The sequence below is a fragment of the Adhaeribacter terrigena genome (genome assembly GCF_016623615.1).
Taxonomy (GTDB): Bacteria; Bacteroidota; Bacteroidia; order Cytophagales; family Hymenobacteraceae; genus Adhaeribacter_A; species Adhaeribacter_A terrigena.
Genome location: NZ_JAEHFX010000003.1, coordinates 539,307 through 557,825, shown reverse-complemented (window position 1 = coordinate 557,825; position 18,519 = coordinate 539,307). Strand labels below are relative to the sequence as shown.

The following is an 18,519-nucleotide window of genomic DNA, read 5'->3' as shown; positions in this document are numbered from 1 at the left end:
GCCTTCTTGTACTTATAAATACCTGAAAATGTTATCGCAGGATGCGGACCTGAACTTATTGTTCCCTGCCCATGCTTTTACCTGCCAGAAAACCAGTGGTCCAGGCGGCCTGGAAATTAAAGCCGCCGGTTAAGCCATCAATATCAAGTACTTCGCCGGCAAAATAAAGGCCCTTTACATGGCGGCTTTCCATGGTTTGCATATTTACTTCCGAAAGGGCTACGCCGCCGCAGGTTACAAATTCTTCTTTAAACGTGGTTTTTCCTTTTACTTCAAAGGTGCCACGGAACAAGGTTTCGAGTAATTTGTTCAGGCTTTTATTAGAAATATCGAGCCAGCGCAAGTCAGCAGAAATACCCGCCTGATCGGTGAAAACTTTCCAAAGCCGCTGCGGCAAACCAAAGAACGGGTTGCTGCTGATGATCTTTTTGCCGTGCAGGGATTTATAGGAAAGCAATTCCGCGCGAAGCGTTTCCTCGGTAAAATCCGGAACCCAGTTTATGCTGATGTTGAAATGATAATTGAGCTCGTTTAATATCCGGGCTCCCCAGGCCGATAACCGCAAAACCGCCGGCCCGCTGAAACCCCAGTGCGTGATGAGTAAAGGCCCTTCGCTTTCGAGTTTCTGCCCGGAAATTTTTACAACCGCAAGCGGCACCGAAATGCCCATGAGTTCTTTTAAATAAGAATCCGGCACATTAAAAGTGAAAAGTGACGGAACCGGTTTTTCAATTTTATGACCTAAAGCTTTCAGCCATTCGTAGCTTTCGGGTTTGTTCTGACCACCGGTAGTTACCAAAATTTTGTTTACCTGCCAGGTTTTTCCTTTGGCGCTGCGCAGTTCAAAATCGTTGTTTTCCAGTTTCTTAATTTCGGCAATATCGGTGTGCGTCAGAATTTCTATCCCGGCATTCCGGGCTTCGCGGAGCAGACAGTTGGCAATGGTTTCAGAATTGTCTGTTACGGGAAACATGCGGCCGTCGGCTTCGGTTTTGAGTTTTACGCCACGTTTTTCGAACCAGTTTACCGTATCCAGCGCGCCGAATTCCTGGAAGGGCTTTTTGAGTTGTTTGCCGCCGCGCGGGTAAAACCTGGTAAGTTCTGCCGGGTTGAAGCAATGGTGCGTCACGTTGCAGCGGCCACCGCCGGAAACCAGTACTTTGGTGAGCAGTTTGCCGGTTTTTTCGAAGAGCAGGACGTTATTTTCCGGGTTTTGCTGCGCGCAGGTTATGGCTCCGAAAAAGCCGGCTGCGCCGCCGCCGATCACTGCAATTGTTTGGGCCATTTTAAGAGTTTTTGAGCTGAAAAAGGTGCCGTTTTAAAAATTTTAAAGCGCTTTAAGCGGATCCGGAAACAGGAAATCATAATGCAAAGCCGTTTTTAGCTTCTGATTGCTGATCAGTTTTCCGGGCTTTTTGCCTACCGTTTTGGCTTCGAAAGTTGGTAGTGGTAATTGCAATTTTCGCGCAGCTTCGGTATAGAAAACTTCGCGGCCGGGGTGTTCGTCGGCGCAGGCGTTAAACACTTCGTTCCATTTTTCTTGCTTTATTATTTCCTGTATGATCTGGGTGCAGTCCTGCAAATGAATAAGGTTTACGGGTGTTTCTGGATCGGGAAGATCGGTTTTACCAGCCAGGAAACGGCCCGGAGCACGCCCCGGACCAAACAAACCCGCGAAACGGATTATGGTGGTTTGCCAGGGATTTTCAGAGGCAGCAATAAACTTTTCTGCTTCGATCAGTTCCTTCGCGTTCTCATGATCAAGTGCGCTTTCTTCAGTAATTTCTTCTAAAGAAGGTTTGTAAACGCTGGTTGAACTTACGAATATTATTCTTGTGACTTTTGAATGCTGTAAAACACTTTGCAGATTTTGAATCTGGGCTGTATAATTATTACCGGAATTTCTTTTCGGAGGAACGTTCACGATCAGGATCTTGCTTTCAAAAAAAGCCTGATTAACCGGTAGTTTTTCTGGATTATTCAGGTCAATTAAATAAGGCTGTATTTGTTTTTCGGCGAGCAGGTTTAATTTTTCTGAAGTGGTAGTGGAGCCGTGGACTTCGTAGCCTTGCTGCACCAACGCTTCGGCCAATGGCAGGCCGAGCCACCCGCAACCTAAAATACTGATCTTTTTTGCTGTCATCTGAAATCGTGTGGGGCAAATTTACGCATTTATATTCCTTTGCGCCGCTTTAGATTTTCCAGACTTTTTACGTCCGAAAACCTACCGTTTTGGTAAAACATTTTTAACTTGAAAATACTTCTTACTAAAAAGCTAGCCATGCATTATACCGAACCGATGCTGCGTGAAAATGCGCTGCAAAATAAAGTGATCTTGATTACCGGCGGAGGCACCGGTCTGGGCCGTTCGATGGCGAAATATTTCCTGGAACTGGGAGCCAAAGTAATTATTGCCAGCCGGAAAATGGATGTTTTGGAAACTACAGCCAAAGAATTATCAGAAGAAACCAAAGGTGAAATTTTACCAATCGCCTGCGACGTGCGAAAGTACGTGGAGGTGGAAAAAATGCTGGAGGCTGCCGAAGCGAAATTCGGTTTGCCCGATGTGCTGGTAAACAATGCGGCCGGAAATTTCATCAGCCCCACGGAACGGTTAAGCGCGAAAGCCTTTGACATTATTACCGATATCGTTTTGAAGGGCTCTTATAATTGCACGCTTGCTATCGGTAAGAAATGGATCGAGAATAAAAAAGCCGGTTCGGTTTTGAACATCGTTACCACCTACGCCTGGACAGGTTCCGGGTACGTGGTTCCTTCGGCGTGTGCCAAGGCCGGGGTGCTGGCTTTGACGCGTTCCTTAGCTTCAGAATGGGCAAAATACGGGATCCGGATGAATGCCATTGCGCCGGGACCTTTCCCGACGGAAGGTGCCTGGAGCCGTTTGTTTCCGGCGGATGTGGCAGAAAAAGTGGACCCGGTTAAGCGCATTCCGGTAGGGAGGTTCGGGCATCATCAGGAACTTGCCAATTTAGCGGCTTACCTGGTTTCGGATTTTGCTGCTTTTGTGAACGGCGAAGTGGTTACGATAGATGGCGGTGAATGGCTTTACGGGGCAGGAGAGTTCAACGGTTTAGATCATATTCCTGCCGAAAACTGGGATGCTATTGAAAAAGCGGCGCGGGGGAAAAGTTAATGCAACGGATTTTGGTTGGGTGGAGTCATATATGTAAACCAACCAAATTTCCGATGATAAAAATTGTAAGTTCCTGTTTTCTTTTCCTGTTTGGGTTAACAATTTTCTCCAGCTGTAAACAGACTTCGCCTGTTCCAAACCAAAAGATAAATGCAGTGCTTGGAGATGTCAGTTTAATTGAAAAATATGGAGTTGTTCCGGATGATCTAAGCGAAAACGAGCGCATTCAAACGCATCTGATTTACGTGGAAAAAATGCTTCGGGAAAGAGCGACCACGCATTTATCCGAGCAATTGAAAGCTAGTCGTGCTGCTTTGTTAGATCAATTACACCAGTATATTGGTGCAGGAGTATTCCCAAAGAATTACGATTTTCCGGGAGAGAGACGGCCTTGTTTTATTGACCAGGATGGTAATATTTGCGCGGTAGGTTATTTGATCGAACAAACTGCCGGCCGCCCAATTGCCGAAAAAATAAATGCAGCCCATCAGTACGACCGGATCTTCGATATGGAAACGCCTGAGTTATTGGCCTGGGTAGAAAATTCGGGGTTGACCTTAGAGGAGTGTGCCATGATTCAGCCGGCATATGGGCCACCGCCAAGCTATAATTACAACTATATTTCTACCGGGTATGGTTTGCCCTCTGCTATTTTAGGCGGTACTAATTTATCGCTGAATGCCGTAAATTTGATCCAGATCGCACAAGGTTCAGAGAATAAGATTGTTCCGATATTGGGTTTGGCTTCGGGAGTAGGCGCGGTAATATTGGGTGCAGCCAATTTTGAAAAGGATTATAATTACGGCTATTCCATGTACCCAAATACCAATGAATCAAAAACAGCGCTTTCGATGCTGAATATCGGTTTGGGCACTTCGACGGTAATATTAAGTGCCTGGAATTTGCTCGCTGATAAAACGGTATCGGTTGAGGAGAAAAAAGTAAGCTGGAATGTCTACAGCTTTCCGACGGAAACGCAGGCAATGGGAGTTGGTTTTAGTTTGAAAAAGAAATTCTAAATGCTATTTAAAAGCAATAAAAAAATCGTGCCAGGTAACCCGGCACGACTTTTTTGGTTTGAAACGCTACCGTTTTTAAGCAGCTTTCAGTTTGGTTTTCTTTTTAACTTTTTTGTCTTTCTTCTTTTCAGATTTTTCGATCTTCATTTCCGGTTGCGGATCCACGTCGTTTTCGAGCATTGGCAGCGGCGTTACTTCGCGCACAATGTTCATTTCCTTGATTAAGTGGGTAGCGCCGGCAAATTTATCGATGATGAAAAGCATGTAATTGGTAGAAACGATGATGTTGCGCACCCGGTCCGGATCGTACATGATATCGCTCATGGTGCTTTCCCAGGCGCGGTCGAAGTTGGTTCCCATTAATTCACCGTTGGCGTTTATTACCGGGCTGCCGGAATTGCCGCCGGTGGTGTGGTTGGTAGCAATAAAAGCAACCGGCATTTCACCGTTTACGCCGTAATCGCCGTAGTCTTTGGCTTTATACAGGTCTACGAGTTTCTGAGGCACTACAAAGTCCGGGTTGCTCGGGTCGGCTTTTTCCATAATGCCTTCCAGCGTGGTGTAATACTTGTAACGGGCACCATCCATCGGTTCGTAACCAGAAACCTGGCCATAAGCCACACGCAGGGTAGAATTTGCATCCGGATAGAATTTCTTATCGGTTTGCATTTCGCGGAGGCCGGCTACAAATAAACGGTTGTTCAGCGTGTTGGCATCGGAAGCTGCAACGTAGGTAAGCATGATTTTGGCGCGATAGTTATCTAAAAATGCGCGGGCCAGTAAATATGCCGGATCTTTCTCGATCAGCTTGGTGTTGGTTGTCGAAATTTTAGGCAGCGCATTTTTAACTTTGTCCGCCGAAACCATGAAAGACTTCGCATAAACATCGTTCGCGAAATTCCTGAAGTTGCCTTTGTATTTTTTCTCAACCGTAGTGCGGAAATATTCCGGCTGGAATTTCGGCTCCACATTTTGGTAATACATCTGCATTAAGGCTGCAAACACTTCTTTATCGGCGGCTTGGTTGTAATTCTTAAAGAAGCCGGCGTAGTTACCCAGGTTTTTGAGTTGTTTTTCGATGTCGGCCTGCGGCGCTTTATTTTTGATGAGATCAACTAAAGCCACGTAATTCTGCGCGTAGCTGATCAGCTCAACGCCTAATGCGGCTTCAATAAAATAATCGCGGGAAAGCGTAATGCCGTTCAGGCTGTTGTAGTTTTTCTCGAATTCAGAAAGCACGGTGCCGTATTTGGCTTTTCTTTCCGGCGAAGCATTAACCCAGGCCGTGAATTGTTTTTCGAGTTCCTGTTTCTTTTCTACGGCGTTCAGTTTCTTTAAACCGCGGTTCTCGCCGATCCATTTTTTGTGGTAGTTGCTGATGCTCGCGTATTTTGCGGCGTACTGGATCCTTACTTCATCCGAAGCTTTCATGTGCTGGTCCAGGATGTTCAGTTTGGTTTCGCGGATCGCAATTTTGGCCGGATTCGAAACTTCGTAAATTTCTTTAACCGCGTAAGATGGCAGATATTCCGTAGTGCGGCCCGGGAAACCGAAAACCATGGTAAAATCGGATTCCTTGATCGGTTTCAGGGAAATTGGCAGGAAATGCTTTGGAACATAAGGTTTATTTTCAGCGGAATACCCGGCTGGTTTGTTATCCGGACCGGCATACACACGGAAAACCGAAAAATCGCCGGTATGGCGCGGCCACATCCAGTTATCGGTGTCGCCGCCAAATTTACCGATCGAGGATGGCGGCGCACCCACCAGACGCACATCGGTAAAGGTTTCGGTTACGAACATGTAATATTCGTTGCCATAGAAGTAAGGCTTGATCTGGGCTTTGTAATGCGTGCCTTCCACGGCTGCTTTTTCGATGCCCGCCATGTTGGCCTGCACTTTTTTCTCGCGTTCGGCTTCCGGTAAATTCGCTGGAATATCTTTTAAAACCTGCGCCGTTACGTCTTCCATTCTTACAATGAAAGTTGCGGTTAGGCCTGGGTTTGGTAATTCTTCGGAGCGGTTTTTAGCCCAGAAACCATCGGTTAAATAATCCTGTTTCACGGAACTGTGGCTCTGGATCTGGCTGTAGCCGCAGTGGTGATTGGTGAGCAAAAGTCCTTCGCCGGAGATCATTTCGCCGGTGCAGCCGCCGCCAAATAAAACAATGGCGTCTTTCAGACTGGTTTTGTTGATGCTGTAAATATCTTCGGCCGAAAGTTTCAGACCGCGTTTCTGCATGTCGCTTTCGTTCAGTTGTTTGAGCAGCAGCGGCAGCCACATGCCTTCGTCGGCGCGGCCGGTAAAGGGCGCCAGTAAAAGCAACGCCAGCAACCGGACCAGAATGGTTTTCTTTTTCATTCGTAATAATTAAGATTTAAAAGCCGAAGTTAAGCAAAATTGCCGAAGCTTGCCGGCTTAGAAACATATCCGCTCATTATGCGACTTTCCGGGCCCACAACCATAGCGTTTTTGGTTGAAAATTTATTGAAAACGCTTTAAGTTAAGGAAGGATTGAGATTTTAAAACCAGAGAAAAAATCAGGAATGGGCAAGTGAATTTCTGAAATATCGGTTAACTTGCTAAGCACTTTTTAACCCGAAAACCATACCGTTTTTACTATGAATAATCTGCAAAAACCAGCGCCAAGCGAATACCCGGCCTATTTCGAAACGTACCTGAAACGCCTTCCCGAAACCGATATTTTAGCTTTGCTCGAAACCCAATGCGAAGATCTGCTCCGTTTGTTTGGTAACCTGGAAGAAAGCGAAACAGAAAAAGGTTATGCTGAAGGAAAGTGGAGCCTGAAAGAATTGCTGCAGCACATGCTCGATACCGAACGGATCATGGCATACCGGGCTTTGTGCTTTGCCAGAAAAGAGCCGGTTATGTTGCCCGGTTTTGATGAAGATAATTACGCCGCCGCCTCGGATGCGAACCGCCGCAAAATTGCTGACCTAATTACCGAATACCGTTTGCAGCGCCAATCTACGATCATGCTTTTCAAAAGCTTCAGCCCGGAAATGATCGACCGGTTTGGGAAAGCCAATAATGCTACTTACAACGTTCGTTCTTTAGCCTGGGTAATTGCCGCGCACGAAAATCATCACCTGCACATTATTCAAACCCTTTATTTAAAACAGGAAGTTTCTTTATAAAATCGCTATGTCCCTGAAGCAAAAAAAGCAGCACCGGAAATTTCCGGCGCTGCTTTTTTTATTTACTTTAAAACGGTTCTGGTTTGAAAAATATGTTAAATAAGAATCTGTTTTCCTTTTCACATTTCCTCACTTTCAAATTTTCAAATTATAACAGCTCATTTGCCAGGTTTGCCAGATCGGAGCGTTCCCCTTTTTGCAGCGTAATGTGCGCGTAAAGCTTGTGGTTCTTCGCTTTATCGATCAGGTAGGAGAGGCCGTTGCTTTGCGTATCGAGGTAAGGTGTATCGATCTGGAAAATGTCGCCGGTGAAGATAATTTTGGTGTTTTCGCCGGCGCGGGAAATGATCGTTTTTACTTCGTGCGGCGTTAAATTCTGTGCTTCATCCACAATAAAGATCACGTTCGAAATACTCCGTCCGCGAATGTAGGCCAAAGGCACGATCATCAGTTTTTCCTGCTCCACCATTTCCTTCAGTTTGCTGGCCTCCTTGCTGTTCTCCGAATATTGGTTCTGAATGAATTTCAGGTTATCCCAGAGCGGCTCCATGTACGGGTTCAGCTTGCTTTTTATATCGCCGGGCAAATAACCAATATCTTTGTTGCTGAGCGGAACAATAGGCCGGGCCAGGTAGATCTGCCAGAAATTGCGGCGTTGTTCCAGGGCACCCGCCAAGGCCAGCAGCGTTTTTCCGGTACCGGCAATGCCCTGAATGGTAACCAGTTTTACGGCCGGATTCATAATGGCATGCATGGCAAACGTTTGCTCGGCGTTGCGCGGTTTTATGCCGTATGCCATCATTTTATCTACCCGTTCAATTCGTTTTTGTTCAGGGTTAAAATAGGCCAGAATGGAACTGTTGGCTCCGCGTAAAATAAAATAATGATTGTCTTTAGGCGGATTTTCGATGATCCGGGTGCAATCGCAGCTGCCTTTTTCGTAGAGTTCTGCAATGGCTTCGTCGCTTACGTTTTGCAGTTCATCTATGCCGGTATAAAGCGACGAAACATTCTGCACTTTCCCGGTTTCGTAATCTTCGGCAATTAAATTAAGCGAACGGGCTTTTAGGCGAAGATTTATATCTTTCGAAACCAGCACTACCAGAAATTTCGGATTTTCCTGTTGCAGTTGCAGCGCGGAATTCAGGATCTTATGGTCGGCTTTTTGTTCACCAAAAACCTTTTCGGCATCAATCTCCGATTCGTGGCTCATGAGCACCCGGAAACGACCTTTGTCTTTGCCTCCCAGCGGGATCCATTCCTGCAAACGGCTGGAAGAAGAAAGATCATCGATGTACCGGATAAATTCGCGGGCTTCAAAATTCTTGATGTCGTTCCCTTTTTTGAAATTGTCGAGCTCTTCCAGTACGGTAATCGGAATGGCTACATCGTGCGGCCCAAAATGTTCTACGGCGCTATGGTCGTACAAGATCACAGAAGTATCGAGCACGAACATTTTTTTCTGTTTGGCTTTCTGTTTTTCGGTCATAAAAGGAGTGTGTTTTCATGCTTAGAGCCTGGATGCTAATTTTATTTAGCGGAAGTTTGTGGAGTTCAAGCTTAGTTTCTTGTACGCGTAAAGACAAAAACTGAATATAAAAAACGCTATATTTTTAAAACTTAAAACGGATTTTATAACTAACTTTCTGAAAAAGAAAGCATTAATTTTCAGCTGAAAACCATGAAATTTGCACTACTTTTTCCGGGCAAAACCATAGCGTTTTTTATGCGTTTAAAGGAAGCCGCGCGGGGTAGAATTAAAAGAATTTGCCAATCTTATTCGGGTTTCGGCAATAATTTATTTACTTTGGCAGTTGATCTTAAAACAGAACTTCTACTTTAACTTTAAAAATAATGGCTAAAGCACAAGACGCCCGCAAAGAAGAGAAAAAGAAACCAGCTAAAACCGACAAGGAGAAGAAAGCTGCAAAACTCGAAAAGAAAAATTCTAAAAAACACGACTAATATTCCTTCCCGGAATATCGGAAACCATTAAATTTTCTGCAAAACGCTATGGTTTTATGACCTCAAACCATAGCGTTTTTTACAAGCAAGTCCCGGAAAGCTCTTCCGGGACTTGCTTGTTTTATACTGGCCTTAAACTTTTAAAAAGAGCGACTTTTCCGGGTCAGGCTAACGTATAATAATCTTCGGGTTCTGCTTGGTGAAGTCGAATGGCGCCCGCTAAAACCATCCGGATTAAAATACGGTAAGCGCGGGGGTGCGAAATATTCACCAGTTTCATAAATTGTTTTTGGGTGATCCGGCGGTTCGCTTTCAGAAAATCCATTAAAGCAATTTCCTGGCTGTCAAGTGGCAGCGGCGCTTTTTGGGTTAATTCATTTTTCAGGATCTTCCCGGCCATGTTGCTGCTTAGCACGGTTTCGTCTTTCACCCGCACATAGCTGCGCCAGTCGCCTTCCTTAACTTTCACCAGGTGAGGCTTTTCAACGCTTTCGGGAATAATAACTTTAAGCACGGTTTTGCCATCTTCATTTTCCAGTTCTTTGAAAAAGATGTTTACTGGAGGTTCACAGTAATAATCGGCAGCCTGTTGCAGCGTATAAATTTCTTCTTCCGGGTCAATGCCGGTAACTTCACCGTTATCCATTACCCCAACCAGGATAATTCCGCCGCGGGTATTGGCAAACGAAGCCAGGGTGCGGGCAATCCGGTCTGGTTGCTGGATACGCTTTTTAAAATCGAGCGTATCGCTTTCGCCTCCGGAAATAAGTAGCTGTAGTTCATTCATGTGCTGGTTTGCCCAAACAGAGCAGTATTGGGGCTTTTAAGCTTGAAAACCGGTTTGTTTTTCGGTTTGGGTCCATAAACGTCTGGCAATTGCCGGATTGTAACTTTGGCCCGAAGAGCGTACCGCTTTTTTATTTTTGTAATACAGGCCGCTTACGCCGGTTAAAGTTGGTGAGGTAGCCAAAAATAAGGTAGTTTCCGCACCTTTTTCCGCAGATCGCATAAAAGGCCGCCCCAGCATAAACAAATATTTCATGGCGGTGTGGGCTTGCCCGGTAACGTTCGTTGCCACTACGCCCGGGTGCAGGCAATTAGCCGTAATGCCGGTTAGCTCGAGGCGGCGGGCCAGTTCATAGGTAAACATGATGGTAGCCAGTTTGCTGTCGGCATAAGCGGTTATGGAACTGTACTTGCCGGGTTTGTGCATATCCTGCAAATTGATCTGTCCCAGCCGGTGTACTTCCGAAGAAACATTGATGATCCGGGCCGATTCGGCAGCCATTAGTTTATCGAGCAGCAGGTTGGTTAGCAGAAAAACCGAAAGGTAATTGGTAGCCCAGGAAAGCTCAAATCCTTCAGAAGTAACTGTCCTTTTTCCAGGCATCATACCGGCATTGTTTATTAAAATATCCAGCCGGGGAAATTTATCGTTTATTTCTTTTGCAACCCGGCGGACTTCGCGCATTAAACTCAGATCGGCCTGAAAAAGCATTACGTTTTGATTACCGGTTTTCGCCATAATTTCCTGCCGGGCTGATTCACCTTTTTCCGGATTGCGGCAGATCATGAGCACCTGCGCCCCGAGCCTGGCCAGTTCCCGCGCCGTTATTTTACCAATGCCTGAACTGGCCCCGGTAACTACCGCAATTTTATTGGCTAAGCTTTGCGAAGTAAGTTTTTCCGGATCGAACATGATTTGGCGTAGCAGCGATTTTAAAGGGTTATTTCAGCTAATTATTACCGGGTTGTATTGGTACCGAACGGAAGATAAAATGGTAGGGTTTTAGTTATAAGAAGTATTAACTGCTACTGCAAATTAGTTACTTCTTAATTAAAATTTAGGTTCCGAACCGACCTGCCCGTTTTACGTTCAAATGGTAGAATAACCGGCCTTTATTTATGAAAAAACGAAATCCGTATTACGTTACCGGAATTGCCGGATTAATAATTAATTTGCTGCTTTACTTCGTTTTGTTTTTTACCGTAGATCCATATTTCGCTTCCATTGTCACGGCTTTTTTTCCGGTCTGGATCATCATTTTAGTGGTGGGTTACCGCAAAGAACACCCGCGCCGTTAAACAAAAAATGCGGACCTTGCAGCCCGCATTTTTAAAATATATGTTGGTATTCGTTTAGAAAGGCAGGTCGTTGTCTGCTTCGTCCATTGCAAAAGTAGAGGCGGCTGCCTGTGGAGCTGCTGCACGCGACTGTCCACCCGCCTGCGGAGCACCGGCCGGCTCAATGCGCCACGCACCTAAATTCGTGAAATACATGGTTGTGCCGTTTTTGGTGAAAGGCTTACCGGAAAGGTTAAAAGCAACTTTTACTTCATCGCCAACTTTAAACTGGTCGATCAGGCTGCATTTATCCTGGGTTAATTGGAATTTGATATGATTCGTATAAGCACCATCCGGAATCTCCAGCACAAATTCGCGCTTTTTGAATTTTTCACTTACCTGCTGTTCGTCGAAAATCTCGTGTAATTTACCTTGGGCGTCGTAAGCCATAATACTCTCTTTAATAATTTTTCTTTATATATTACTTACACAAATATACGTAAAAACGGCCTGAATAATTCCATGAATGGGCGGCAAAAATGCCAGTTTCTGCTATTTTTTTCTTAAAAGTTTCAGCCTGAAATTCTTACGTTCTTGAATGGGTGAACAACATGTTATCTGACCAGCCGGTAATTCCGACGTACTTCTGCCACCTTCTGGCCCGTTTCGCGTAAGCCCAGAAACCATATGGTTTTACTCTTAAAAACTGCTTATGAATACTTTTGCCCTTGCTTTGCACGGCGGCGCCGGCACCATTACCCGCCAGCTAATGTCTGTCGAGGATGAGAAACGTTATCTCCACGAACTGGAAAATGCTTTACAGACCGGCCGGGCCTTGCTGGCAGCCGGCCATTCTGCCTTAGATGCCGTGGAGGCTACCGTGATGTGCCTCGAAAACTGCGAATTGTTCAACGCCGGCAAAGGGTCGGTTTTTACCAAGGCCGGCAAGCACGAAATGGATGCTTCGATCATGAGCGGAGTTGATCTGAAGGCGGGTGCAGTAAGCGGGGTACGAAATGTGAAAAATCCTATTAAACTTGCGCATTGCGTTATGAAGCATTCCGACCATGTACTATTAAGTTATCCGGGGGCCGAAGATTTTGCCCGGCAACTCAAACTTGAATTTGAGCCGGAAACCTATTTTTTTAACCAGTTGCGCTACGATCAGTGGCAACAGATCCGCGACACCGATACCTACCAGCTTGATCATTCCGAATCACCTGCACCGGAAACGAACAGGCAAACGCCCGAACATCCCGATAAGAAATTCGGTACCGTAGGCGCGGTGGCTTTAGATCTGGCCGGAAACCTGGCAGCCGCAACCTCTACCGGCGGCATGACCAACAAGAACTATAACCGCATCGGCGATACGCCTATAATCGGGGCCGGAACCTATGCGAACAACGCAACCTGCGCTATTTCCTGCACCGGCCACGGCGAATTTTTCATGCGGGCCGTAGTAGCCCACGATATTTCCTGCCTGATGGAATACCGCGGGCTTGCCCTGCAGGAAGCCTGCAAACTGGTAGTGAACGATAAGCTGGTGAAATTTGGTGGGGAAGGGGGCTTAATTGCTATCGACCGGCACGGTAATATTGCGCTGCCATTCAATTCGGAAGGCATGTACCGGGCTTCCTGCAAAAATAACGAGCCTGCTTTTGTAGCTATTTATAAAGACTGATCACAAACGGTCTTCGGGCGGGGCCTGGTATACTTCAGTTGCGGTCGCATCTGCGGGTTTTTCCAGCAATTGCGCCTTTTTCCATTCCAGGTGCTTTTCGTAATCGTAATAGAATTCACGGGTATTAATGTCGTACACGTTCCCTTTGGCCAGCACGTGCAGCTCAATGTTTTCGATGGAAAGCGGCGTGCCTTTATCGGCGGTAGGAGCGTTGTTGTGTTCAATATTGTGCCCGTCTATGATCACTACCAGGTTTGAGCCAATAGTTTCAATAAAGTGGCCTTTGGTGATCAGTACGCCCGTGTCTTCGCCTAACCCGATCCCGATCAGTTTATTGTGCAGCGCAACCGCTTCAATTAACCTTCCGAACCGGCCGCGTTTTACAAAATGTGAATCGATGATCACATTGTTCTGCAAGCCCAGGCCTTCGCCGATTTTTACCGAGCCTTTCATTAAAGAATTCGGCACGCTGCCACCCCGGATCATGATTCTGGACATTGCCATAGCTCCGGCGCTTGTTCCCCCGATCACAAAATTCTCTTCGTTATTATAGCGTTGTTTCAGCGTTTCCAGAAATTTCGTACCCTGAAACATTTGCGTGATCCTGGACTGGTCGCCGCCGCTGAACAGGATACCGTGCGCAGCCTTTAAACGTTCCAGATATTCTGGTTCGTGGGCTTCTTCTTCCGAGCCAATATGCATTAAACCTACATTCTCGCAGTTCAGCAACGAAAAAGCGCTCAGATACCGTTCGCCTACTTCCTCCGGGATCATGGATGCTGTAGTAATGACTTCAATGCGCGGACAATCGTTGTGCATTTCGAGCAGAAAGCGTTTCAGGATGCCCAGTTCAAAGAAGTTCAGTTTGTAAAAACGTTTGGCGCGCGGATTGGGGTAAGAGCCTTTGTCTTCGTTACCGCCAATCGCGATCAGTTTGCCTTTGGGAAATAAAGTCATGCGCAGAAATGAATTTGAACCTATATACGCAAAACAAAAAATGAGTTTTATGAAAATGCCACTTTCCGGAAAGAGTAAGAATGTTTGGGCTGATTAGCTGCATAAAACAAAAAAAACAGGACCGGCTCGAAGAGCGGGTAAAACGCTATGCTTTTATACAAAAAACCGGCTGACAAAGGCCCGCCGGTTTTATAAAATAGGAGATTGTAACAAATGCTATTATTTTTCCTTTAGAAGTTCATCGAGGGTGCTGGTTGCTACTGCGTGATAATTCGGGCGGGCTTTGGCATAGATGGCCCGGGCTTTATCCTTGCCATCCGGCGAAGCAATTAAAGCTTTGTAAAGCGGGATCAGGAATTTACGGCGGCCTACATTTACCAGGAAGTTTTCCAGGGCTTTACTGGCCGGCTCGTACTGGTTTTTAACCGCGATTTCGAGCCAGGCAGCCAGAATTTCGGAATTCCCGGAATTGGTGAACCGGAAAGTTTTGTCGAGTTCTTCCATTTGCGTTGCTGAAAGTTGTTCCGGTAAAGCGCGCAGGAAATGCAGCCATTCGTGGCTCGACCATTCTTTGGTTGCAATGGCAGAAGCAGGTTGCCCTTTTTTCCAGTCTGTAGCCGCTTTTTCTACTTTCTCAAACCGCGCCGAATTTACCTGTATCGCATTTTTCGGAATTCCAGGTTTAAAGATCCAGGCTTCGTAGTTTATTTTCTGCGCCAGTTCCGGGTCGTGTTTTATCAGCTCCGCTTCCAGGTATTTGATAAAGGCATCGGTAGTCATGGTTTGAAAAGCGAATTTCCGGAAATAGCCATTCAGGAACTGATCGAATTTTTCGCGGCCTACAGCATTTTCAATATTGAGTAAGAAGTAATTGCCTTTTTCGTATGCAATATCGGTTAAGCCATCGTCCGGGTCGCGGCCTTCCAGGTTCAGTTTCAGGCGGGTGTCCGGATTATCGGAGCCAAGTTCTTCCAGCGTGCGTTTCAAATCCTGCATGCCCAGAACTTTCAGCATGTCGGCATAATCTTTTCCGTACATGGCTTCCATAATGCGGCGCTCAAAATAAACCGTAAAGCCTTCGTTCAGCCAGAAATCGTTCCAGGTAGCATTGGTCACCAAATTTCCGGACCAGGAATGCGCCAGTTCATGTGCTACCAGACTGGTGAGCGAACGGTCTTTGGCAATAATGGTAGGGGTCAGGAAGGTTATGCGCGGATTTTCCATGCCACCGAACGGGAAACTTGGCGGCAGCAAAAGCAGATCGTAACGGTCCCAGCGGTATTTTCCGTAAAGTTTTTCGGCAGTAACCAGCATGTTCTCCAGTTCCGCAAACTCATAAGCCGCAGCTTCCAAAGAAACCGGTTCGGCATAAATACCGGTGCGGTCGCCCAAGGTTTTAAACGCCAGATCGCCCACCGATAAAGCCATTAAATACGATGGAATGGACTGGTCCATTTTAAAAGTATAAACGCCATCCGCTGATTTTTGTACCGGGTTTTCGGCACTCATCAGCGCCAGCATTTCCTTCGGCACTTTTACTTTGGCATTGTAAGTAAATCGCACGCCGGGGCTATCCTGGCACGGGATCCAGGTACGCGCTAAAATAGCCTGCGACTGCGTAAACATAAACGGATAAACTTTACCCGCAGTCTGCTGCGGATCGAGCCATTGCAAAGCGGCAGCTTCCGGCGAGGTTTCGTATTGGATCGCTACGCTTTTGGTTTCTGGTTTCAGGGTAATTTGGAGCGGCTGTCCGAATACCTCCTTATTTTCTCCCAGTTTAAATTGCAGTTCAGCGCCGCTGCCGCCATCGGTTATTTTTGTGATCTTCAGGCCGCGGGCATCCAGTACCAATTTATCGGTTTGCTGTTTCCGGTTCAGATCCAGTTTGGCTGTGCCGCGCAAAATTTTCTGATCGAAAAGTACTTCAATATCCAGGTCTAAATGCGAAACGGCTACCGCCTGCGGATTAGAATAGCTATGGGAGTCGTGGTTCGCTTGTGCGACCTGATTTTCGGTTTGGGTTATCATAGTTTCGGTTTTAGATTTTTTGGAATTACATCCGCCCGCCTGTAAAAGGGCCACAGCTGCTAAAAGCACGAGGGAAGTGCGGTAAGTCATACGGTAAGATTCTGGTTTCACGGCAATATATTTAAAAAAATGCTTCCGGAATAATGCATCCCGCGAAAAGGAGTTTCCGGCTCTTTTTCAAACTTGGCTTAAATCGATAAAACGCTATGGTTTTTCTGGTAAAAAGTAAGGCCAAAATCAGAAACATAATGCATTACCGGAAAGAGCCGAACATTTTTGATGATAAGGAAGTAATAATTAGAAAATAACTATACTTCATAACGCCGCTCTTAACCGCAACTATATCACCGAAAATAAACTTCAACCATCTGCAAACACTTATGAATTACCTCAGTAGAGTAAGGTTTATCCTGCTTTTTAACATTATACTTTTCTCGAGTTTCGCCTGTAACAAGAAGTCTGGCCAGGTTTCTGAATCTGGCGAACAACAGCAAACCAACACTTCCGGATCTTCTGCTCAGCTTACCCAACTGGATAGTGTGCAGGTGATAGATTATGTAAAAAAGCACCCGGAATTTAAAGAGCACGAAAAGCTGGTACGCGTGTTTTACCGCGACCGTGACTGGAAACTGGGTTGGTTTAAAAAAGGGCAATTGGTACCCCAGGCCAACAGCCTGGTGGAATTTATTGGCCGGGCCGAAGAAGAAGCTTTGAACCCGAAAGATTACCAGTTCATGGATTATCCGAAAATGTTCAAGGATTATGAAAACACCCGCGACGAAGCCGAACGTTTAAAAAAACAACAGGAGATTGACGTCGCTCTTACGGCCTCTTACTTTAATTATGGCTCTGATTTTTACCGGGGCATCGTTAATCCGCGCAAAACGAAAGGCATAAGCTGGCGGGTAAAAAGAAATAAAATAAAGCTGAACAAAGCCCTGCAAACCATTCTGAAAGAACGCGAGAGCCGCTACCCCTATTACGAATTTGCTCCGCTGCACGAAGATTATAAACGTTTGAGAACGGCACTTAAAAAGTACCGCGACATGCAGGCTAAAGGTCCTTGGCCGGAAATACCGGAAGTAAAAAGCCTGAAGCTTGGCGATAATTCTCCGGTAGTAAATACAGTTCGGAAACGATTATTATTAGAATACGATCCGGCCAAAGCCAGTAGTTTTTCAGCTAAAACCGATACCGTTTTCGATGAAAGTTTAGATCAGCTGGTTCGTAAGTTCCAGGAAATAAACGGCCTTGCGGTAGATGGCGTGGTAGGAGGGCAAACCCTCAAGGCCATGAACGTCAGCATCGACGACCGCATCGAGCAGATCGTAATAAATATGGAACGCTGGCGCTGGATACCGAAGCGATTTGGAGATAAATATATCCTGGTAAATATTCCGGAATACATGCTTCGGGTTTATGAAAACGAAAAGGAAGCCCTGGATATGAAAGTTGTGGTTGGTAAAACCCTGAACTCAACTCCGATCTTTAGCGATAAACTGGAATACGTGGTTTTTTCGCCTTACTGGAATGTTCCAGCCTCGATTCTGGAGAACGAAGTAAAACCTGCAATGCTGCGGAATTCGAATTTTATTGCCAGCCAGGATATGGAAATTGTAAGCGGCAACGGCAAGAACCTGAAGCGCATTTCCCCTTCGTCTATCGATTGGGCTAACGTAAACGGCAAAAACTTTAAATACCTGGTCCGGCAGCGGCCGGGACCTAAAAACTCTTTGGGGCTGGTTAAATTCATGTTCCCGAACGAGTATAATGTATATTTGCACGACACCCCGTTTGATAAACTATTCAGCCAGACCGAGCGCGGTTTCAGTCACGGTTGTATCCGGCTGGAGCAACCCGCCAAGCTGGCAAACTATCTGCTGAAGGATAAACCCGGCTGGAACGAATCTAAAATTGCCGATGCCATGAACGCCGGAGAAGAGCAGTGGGTAAACCTGAAAGAGAAGATCCCGGTTTATATTGTGTATTTCACCAGCTGGGCCGATGCCGATGGCAACGTTCATTTCCGGAAAGACCTGTATGGACACGACAATGATCTAAAAAACGAATATTTTAACTAGCATCCTGAATTGTAATTTTAAAAGCCTGACCTGCTGTATTGCAGGTCAGGCTTTTTTGTTTTATTATTTGTGCGAATAAATTTCAGATATATAACAGTATTTATAGTTCTTAGTGATTAAACTAGGTATATTTCAAATTTCGCCTGATCAATTTTAATTTATCTTAAGCTGGTACTGGAAATACCTGCGTATTGGTGCAAGCATATTTTTAGGTTTCTGCCAACGAGAAAAGCTTAAGCGCTTTTTCTAGATTCTAAAATTAATTGATCCTGATTTATTCCTTTAGCCCAGGAAAAATAACAATCTGCTTTTAACTCAACCGACTGACAAACTGTCTATAGGCCTGAATAGTAGCTGGCATTTTCTCTGATGGTCAATAAGTGGTGTGCACTCACCTTGAAATTAAGTT

General features: G+C 45.7%; 15 protein-coding genes. 6 read left to right on the top strand and 9 right to left on the bottom strand.

From position 1 onward, the window contains the following. Positions 1-55: 55 nt before the first annotated feature. Both I5M27_RS09005 and I5M27_RS09000 read right to left on the bottom strand, forming a co-directional pair. A complete protein-coding gene (locus I5M27_RS09005; protein ID WP_200505855.1) occupies positions 56-1,285 on the bottom strand; it encodes a BaiN/RdsA family NAD(P)/FAD-dependent oxidoreductase in 1,230 nt (409 codons plus the stop codon). A gap of 42 nt (positions 1,286-1,327) precedes the next feature. Next, complete coding sequence (locus tag I5M27_RS09000; protein WP_200505854.1) at positions 1,328-2,143, bottom strand: SDR family oxidoreductase; 816 nt, start codon at positions 2,141-2,143, stop codon at positions 1,328-1,330. Between the two features lie 138 nt (positions 2,144-2,281). Between I5M27_RS09000 and I5M27_RS08995 the strand changes: the two genes are divergently transcribed. Both I5M27_RS08995 and I5M27_RS08990 read left to right on the top strand, forming a co-directional pair. Then, positions 2,282-3,154, top strand: a complete 873-nt coding sequence (locus I5M27_RS08995; protein WP_200505853.1) for an SDR family oxidoreductase — start codon at positions 2,282-2,284, stop codon at positions 3,152-3,154. Between the two features lie 53 nt (positions 3,155-3,207). Next, positions 3,208-4,173, top strand: a complete 966-nt coding sequence (locus tag I5M27_RS08990) for a hypothetical protein (protein ID WP_200505852.1) — start codon at positions 3,208-3,210, stop codon at positions 4,171-4,173. A 75-nt stretch (positions 4,174-4,248) separates the two neighbouring features. Here the strand turns inward: I5M27_RS08990 and I5M27_RS08985 are convergent, their stop codons facing one another. Further along, positions 4,249-6,534: a S46 family peptidase gene (locus I5M27_RS08985; protein WP_200505851.1), complete on the bottom strand. Its 2,286-nt coding sequence runs from the start codon at positions 6,532-6,534 to the stop codon at positions 4,249-4,251. A gap of 260 nt (positions 6,535-6,794) precedes the next feature. Between I5M27_RS08985 and I5M27_RS08980 the strand changes: the two genes are divergently transcribed. Next, positions 6,795-7,331 carry a DinB family protein gene (locus tag I5M27_RS08980; protein ID WP_200505850.1) on the top strand — a complete coding sequence of 179 codons (537 nt, stop codon included), beginning with the start codon at positions 6,795-6,797 and terminating at the stop codon, positions 7,329-7,331. A 148-nt stretch (positions 7,332-7,479) separates the two neighbouring features. Here I5M27_RS08980 and I5M27_RS08975 read toward each other — a convergent pair whose 3' ends face one another. The 3 genes from I5M27_RS08975 to I5M27_RS08965 form a co-directional block, all read right to left on the bottom strand. Beyond that, positions 7,480-8,820, bottom strand: a complete 1,341-nt coding sequence (locus tag I5M27_RS08975) for a PhoH family protein (RefSeq protein ID WP_200505849.1) — start codon at positions 8,818-8,820, stop codon at positions 7,480-7,482. 639 nt (positions 8,821-9,459) lie between these two features. After that, positions 9,460-10,083 carry an RNA-binding domain-containing protein gene (locus tag I5M27_RS08970; protein ID WP_200505848.1) on the bottom strand — a complete coding sequence of 208 codons (624 nt, stop codon included), beginning with the start codon at positions 10,081-10,083 and terminating at the stop codon, positions 9,460-9,462. A 36-nt stretch (positions 10,084-10,119) separates the two neighbouring features. Further along, positions 10,120-10,995 carry an SDR family oxidoreductase gene (locus tag I5M27_RS08965; protein WP_200505847.1) on the bottom strand — a complete coding sequence of 292 codons (876 nt, stop codon included), beginning with the start codon at positions 10,993-10,995 and terminating at the stop codon, positions 10,120-10,122. 206 nt (positions 10,996-11,201) lie between these two features. On the opposite strand from I5M27_RS08965, the gene I5M27_RS08960 reads away from it, so the two are divergent. After that, the gene (locus I5M27_RS08960; protein ID WP_200505846.1) at positions 11,202-11,381 is read left to right on the top strand and encodes a hypothetical protein; all 180 of its coding nucleotides are present in this window, start codon (positions 11,202-11,204) and stop codon (positions 11,379-11,381) included. Between the two features lie 54 nt (positions 11,382-11,435). On the opposite strand, the gene I5M27_RS08955 is transcribed toward I5M27_RS08960, so the two are convergent. Next, the gene (locus I5M27_RS08955) at positions 11,436-11,810 is read right to left on the bottom strand and encodes a DUF3127 domain-containing protein (RefSeq protein ID WP_200505845.1); all 375 of its coding nucleotides are present in this window, start codon (positions 11,808-11,810) and stop codon (positions 11,436-11,438) included. A 262-nt stretch (positions 11,811-12,072) separates the two neighbouring features. On the opposite strand from I5M27_RS08955, the gene I5M27_RS08950 reads away from it, so the two are divergent. After that, complete coding sequence (locus I5M27_RS08950; protein ID WP_200505844.1) at positions 12,073-13,041, top strand: isoaspartyl peptidase/L-asparaginase family protein; 969 nt, start codon at positions 12,073-12,075, stop codon at positions 13,039-13,041. Here the strand turns inward: I5M27_RS08950 and I5M27_RS08945 are convergent, their stop codons facing one another. Beyond that, the gene (locus I5M27_RS08945) at positions 13,042-13,998 is read right to left on the bottom strand and encodes a cyanophycinase (RefSeq protein WP_200505843.1); all 957 of its coding nucleotides are present in this window, start codon (positions 13,996-13,998) and stop codon (positions 13,042-13,044) included. A gap of 219 nt (positions 13,999-14,217) precedes the next feature. Next, on the bottom strand, positions 14,218-16,140 hold the full coding sequence (locus I5M27_RS08940; protein WP_317193573.1) for a M1 family metallopeptidase: 1,923 nt from the start codon (positions 16,138-16,140) through the stop codon (positions 14,218-14,220). A 269-nt stretch (positions 16,141-16,409) separates the two neighbouring features. Between I5M27_RS08940 and I5M27_RS08935 the strand changes: the two genes are divergently transcribed. Further along, positions 16,410-18,110 (top strand): L,D-transpeptidase family protein, encoded by a 1,701-nt coding sequence (locus tag I5M27_RS08935; protein WP_200505842.1) that lies wholly within the window; start codon positions 16,410-16,412, stop codon positions 18,108-18,110. Positions 18,111-18,519: the final 409 nt, after the last annotated feature.

Excerpts from the sequence above, each read along its gene's own strand:
- I5M27_RS08975 (WP_200505849.1), bottom strand. The coding sequence starts at position 8,820 with ATGACCGAAAAACAGAAAGCCAAACAGAAAAAAATGTTCGTGCTCGAT.
- I5M27_RS09005 (WP_200505855.1), bottom strand. The coding sequence starts at position 1,285 with ATGGCCCAAACAATTGCAGTGATCGGCGGCGGCGCAGCCGGCTTTTTC.
- I5M27_RS09000 (WP_200505854.1), bottom strand. The coding sequence starts at position 2,143 with ATGACAGCAAAAAAGATCAGTATTTTAGGTTGCGGGTGGCTCGGCCTG.
- I5M27_RS08960 (WP_200505846.1), top strand. The coding sequence starts at position 11,202 with ATGAAAAAACGAAATCCGTATTACGTTACCGGAATTGCCGGATTAATA.
- I5M27_RS08995 (WP_200505853.1), top strand. The coding sequence starts at position 2,282 with ATGCATTATACCGAACCGATGCTGCGTGAAAATGCGCTGCAAAATAAA.
- I5M27_RS08955 (WP_200505845.1), bottom strand. The coding sequence starts at position 11,810 with ATGGCTTACGACGCCCAAGGTAAATTACACGAGATTTTCGACGAACAG.
- I5M27_RS08980 (WP_200505850.1), top strand. The coding sequence starts at position 6,795 with ATGAATAATCTGCAAAAACCAGCGCCAAGCGAATACCCGGCCTATTTC.
- I5M27_RS08990 (WP_200505852.1), top strand. The coding sequence starts at position 3,208 with ATGATAAAAATTGTAAGTTCCTGTTTTCTTTTCCTGTTTGGGTTAACA.
- I5M27_RS08965 (WP_200505847.1), bottom strand. The coding sequence starts at position 10,995 with ATGTTCGATCCGGAAAAACTTACTTCGCAAAGCTTAGCCAATAAAATT.
- I5M27_RS08945 (WP_200505843.1), bottom strand. The coding sequence starts at position 13,998 with ATGACTTTATTTCCCAAAGGCAAACTGATCGCGATTGGCGGTAACGAA.
- I5M27_RS08950 (WP_200505844.1), top strand. The coding sequence starts at position 12,073 with ATGAATACTTTTGCCCTTGCTTTGCACGGCGGCGCCGGCACCATTACC.
- I5M27_RS08970 (WP_200505848.1), bottom strand. The coding sequence starts at position 10,083 with ATGAATGAACTACAGCTACTTATTTCCGGAGGCGAAAGCGATACGCTC.
- I5M27_RS08935 (WP_200505842.1), top strand. The coding sequence starts at position 16,410 with ATGAATTACCTCAGTAGAGTAAGGTTTATCCTGCTTTTTAACATTATA.
- I5M27_RS08985 (WP_200505851.1), bottom strand. The coding sequence starts at position 6,534 with ATGAAAAAGAAAACCATTCTGGTCCGGTTGCTGGCGTTGCTTTTACTG.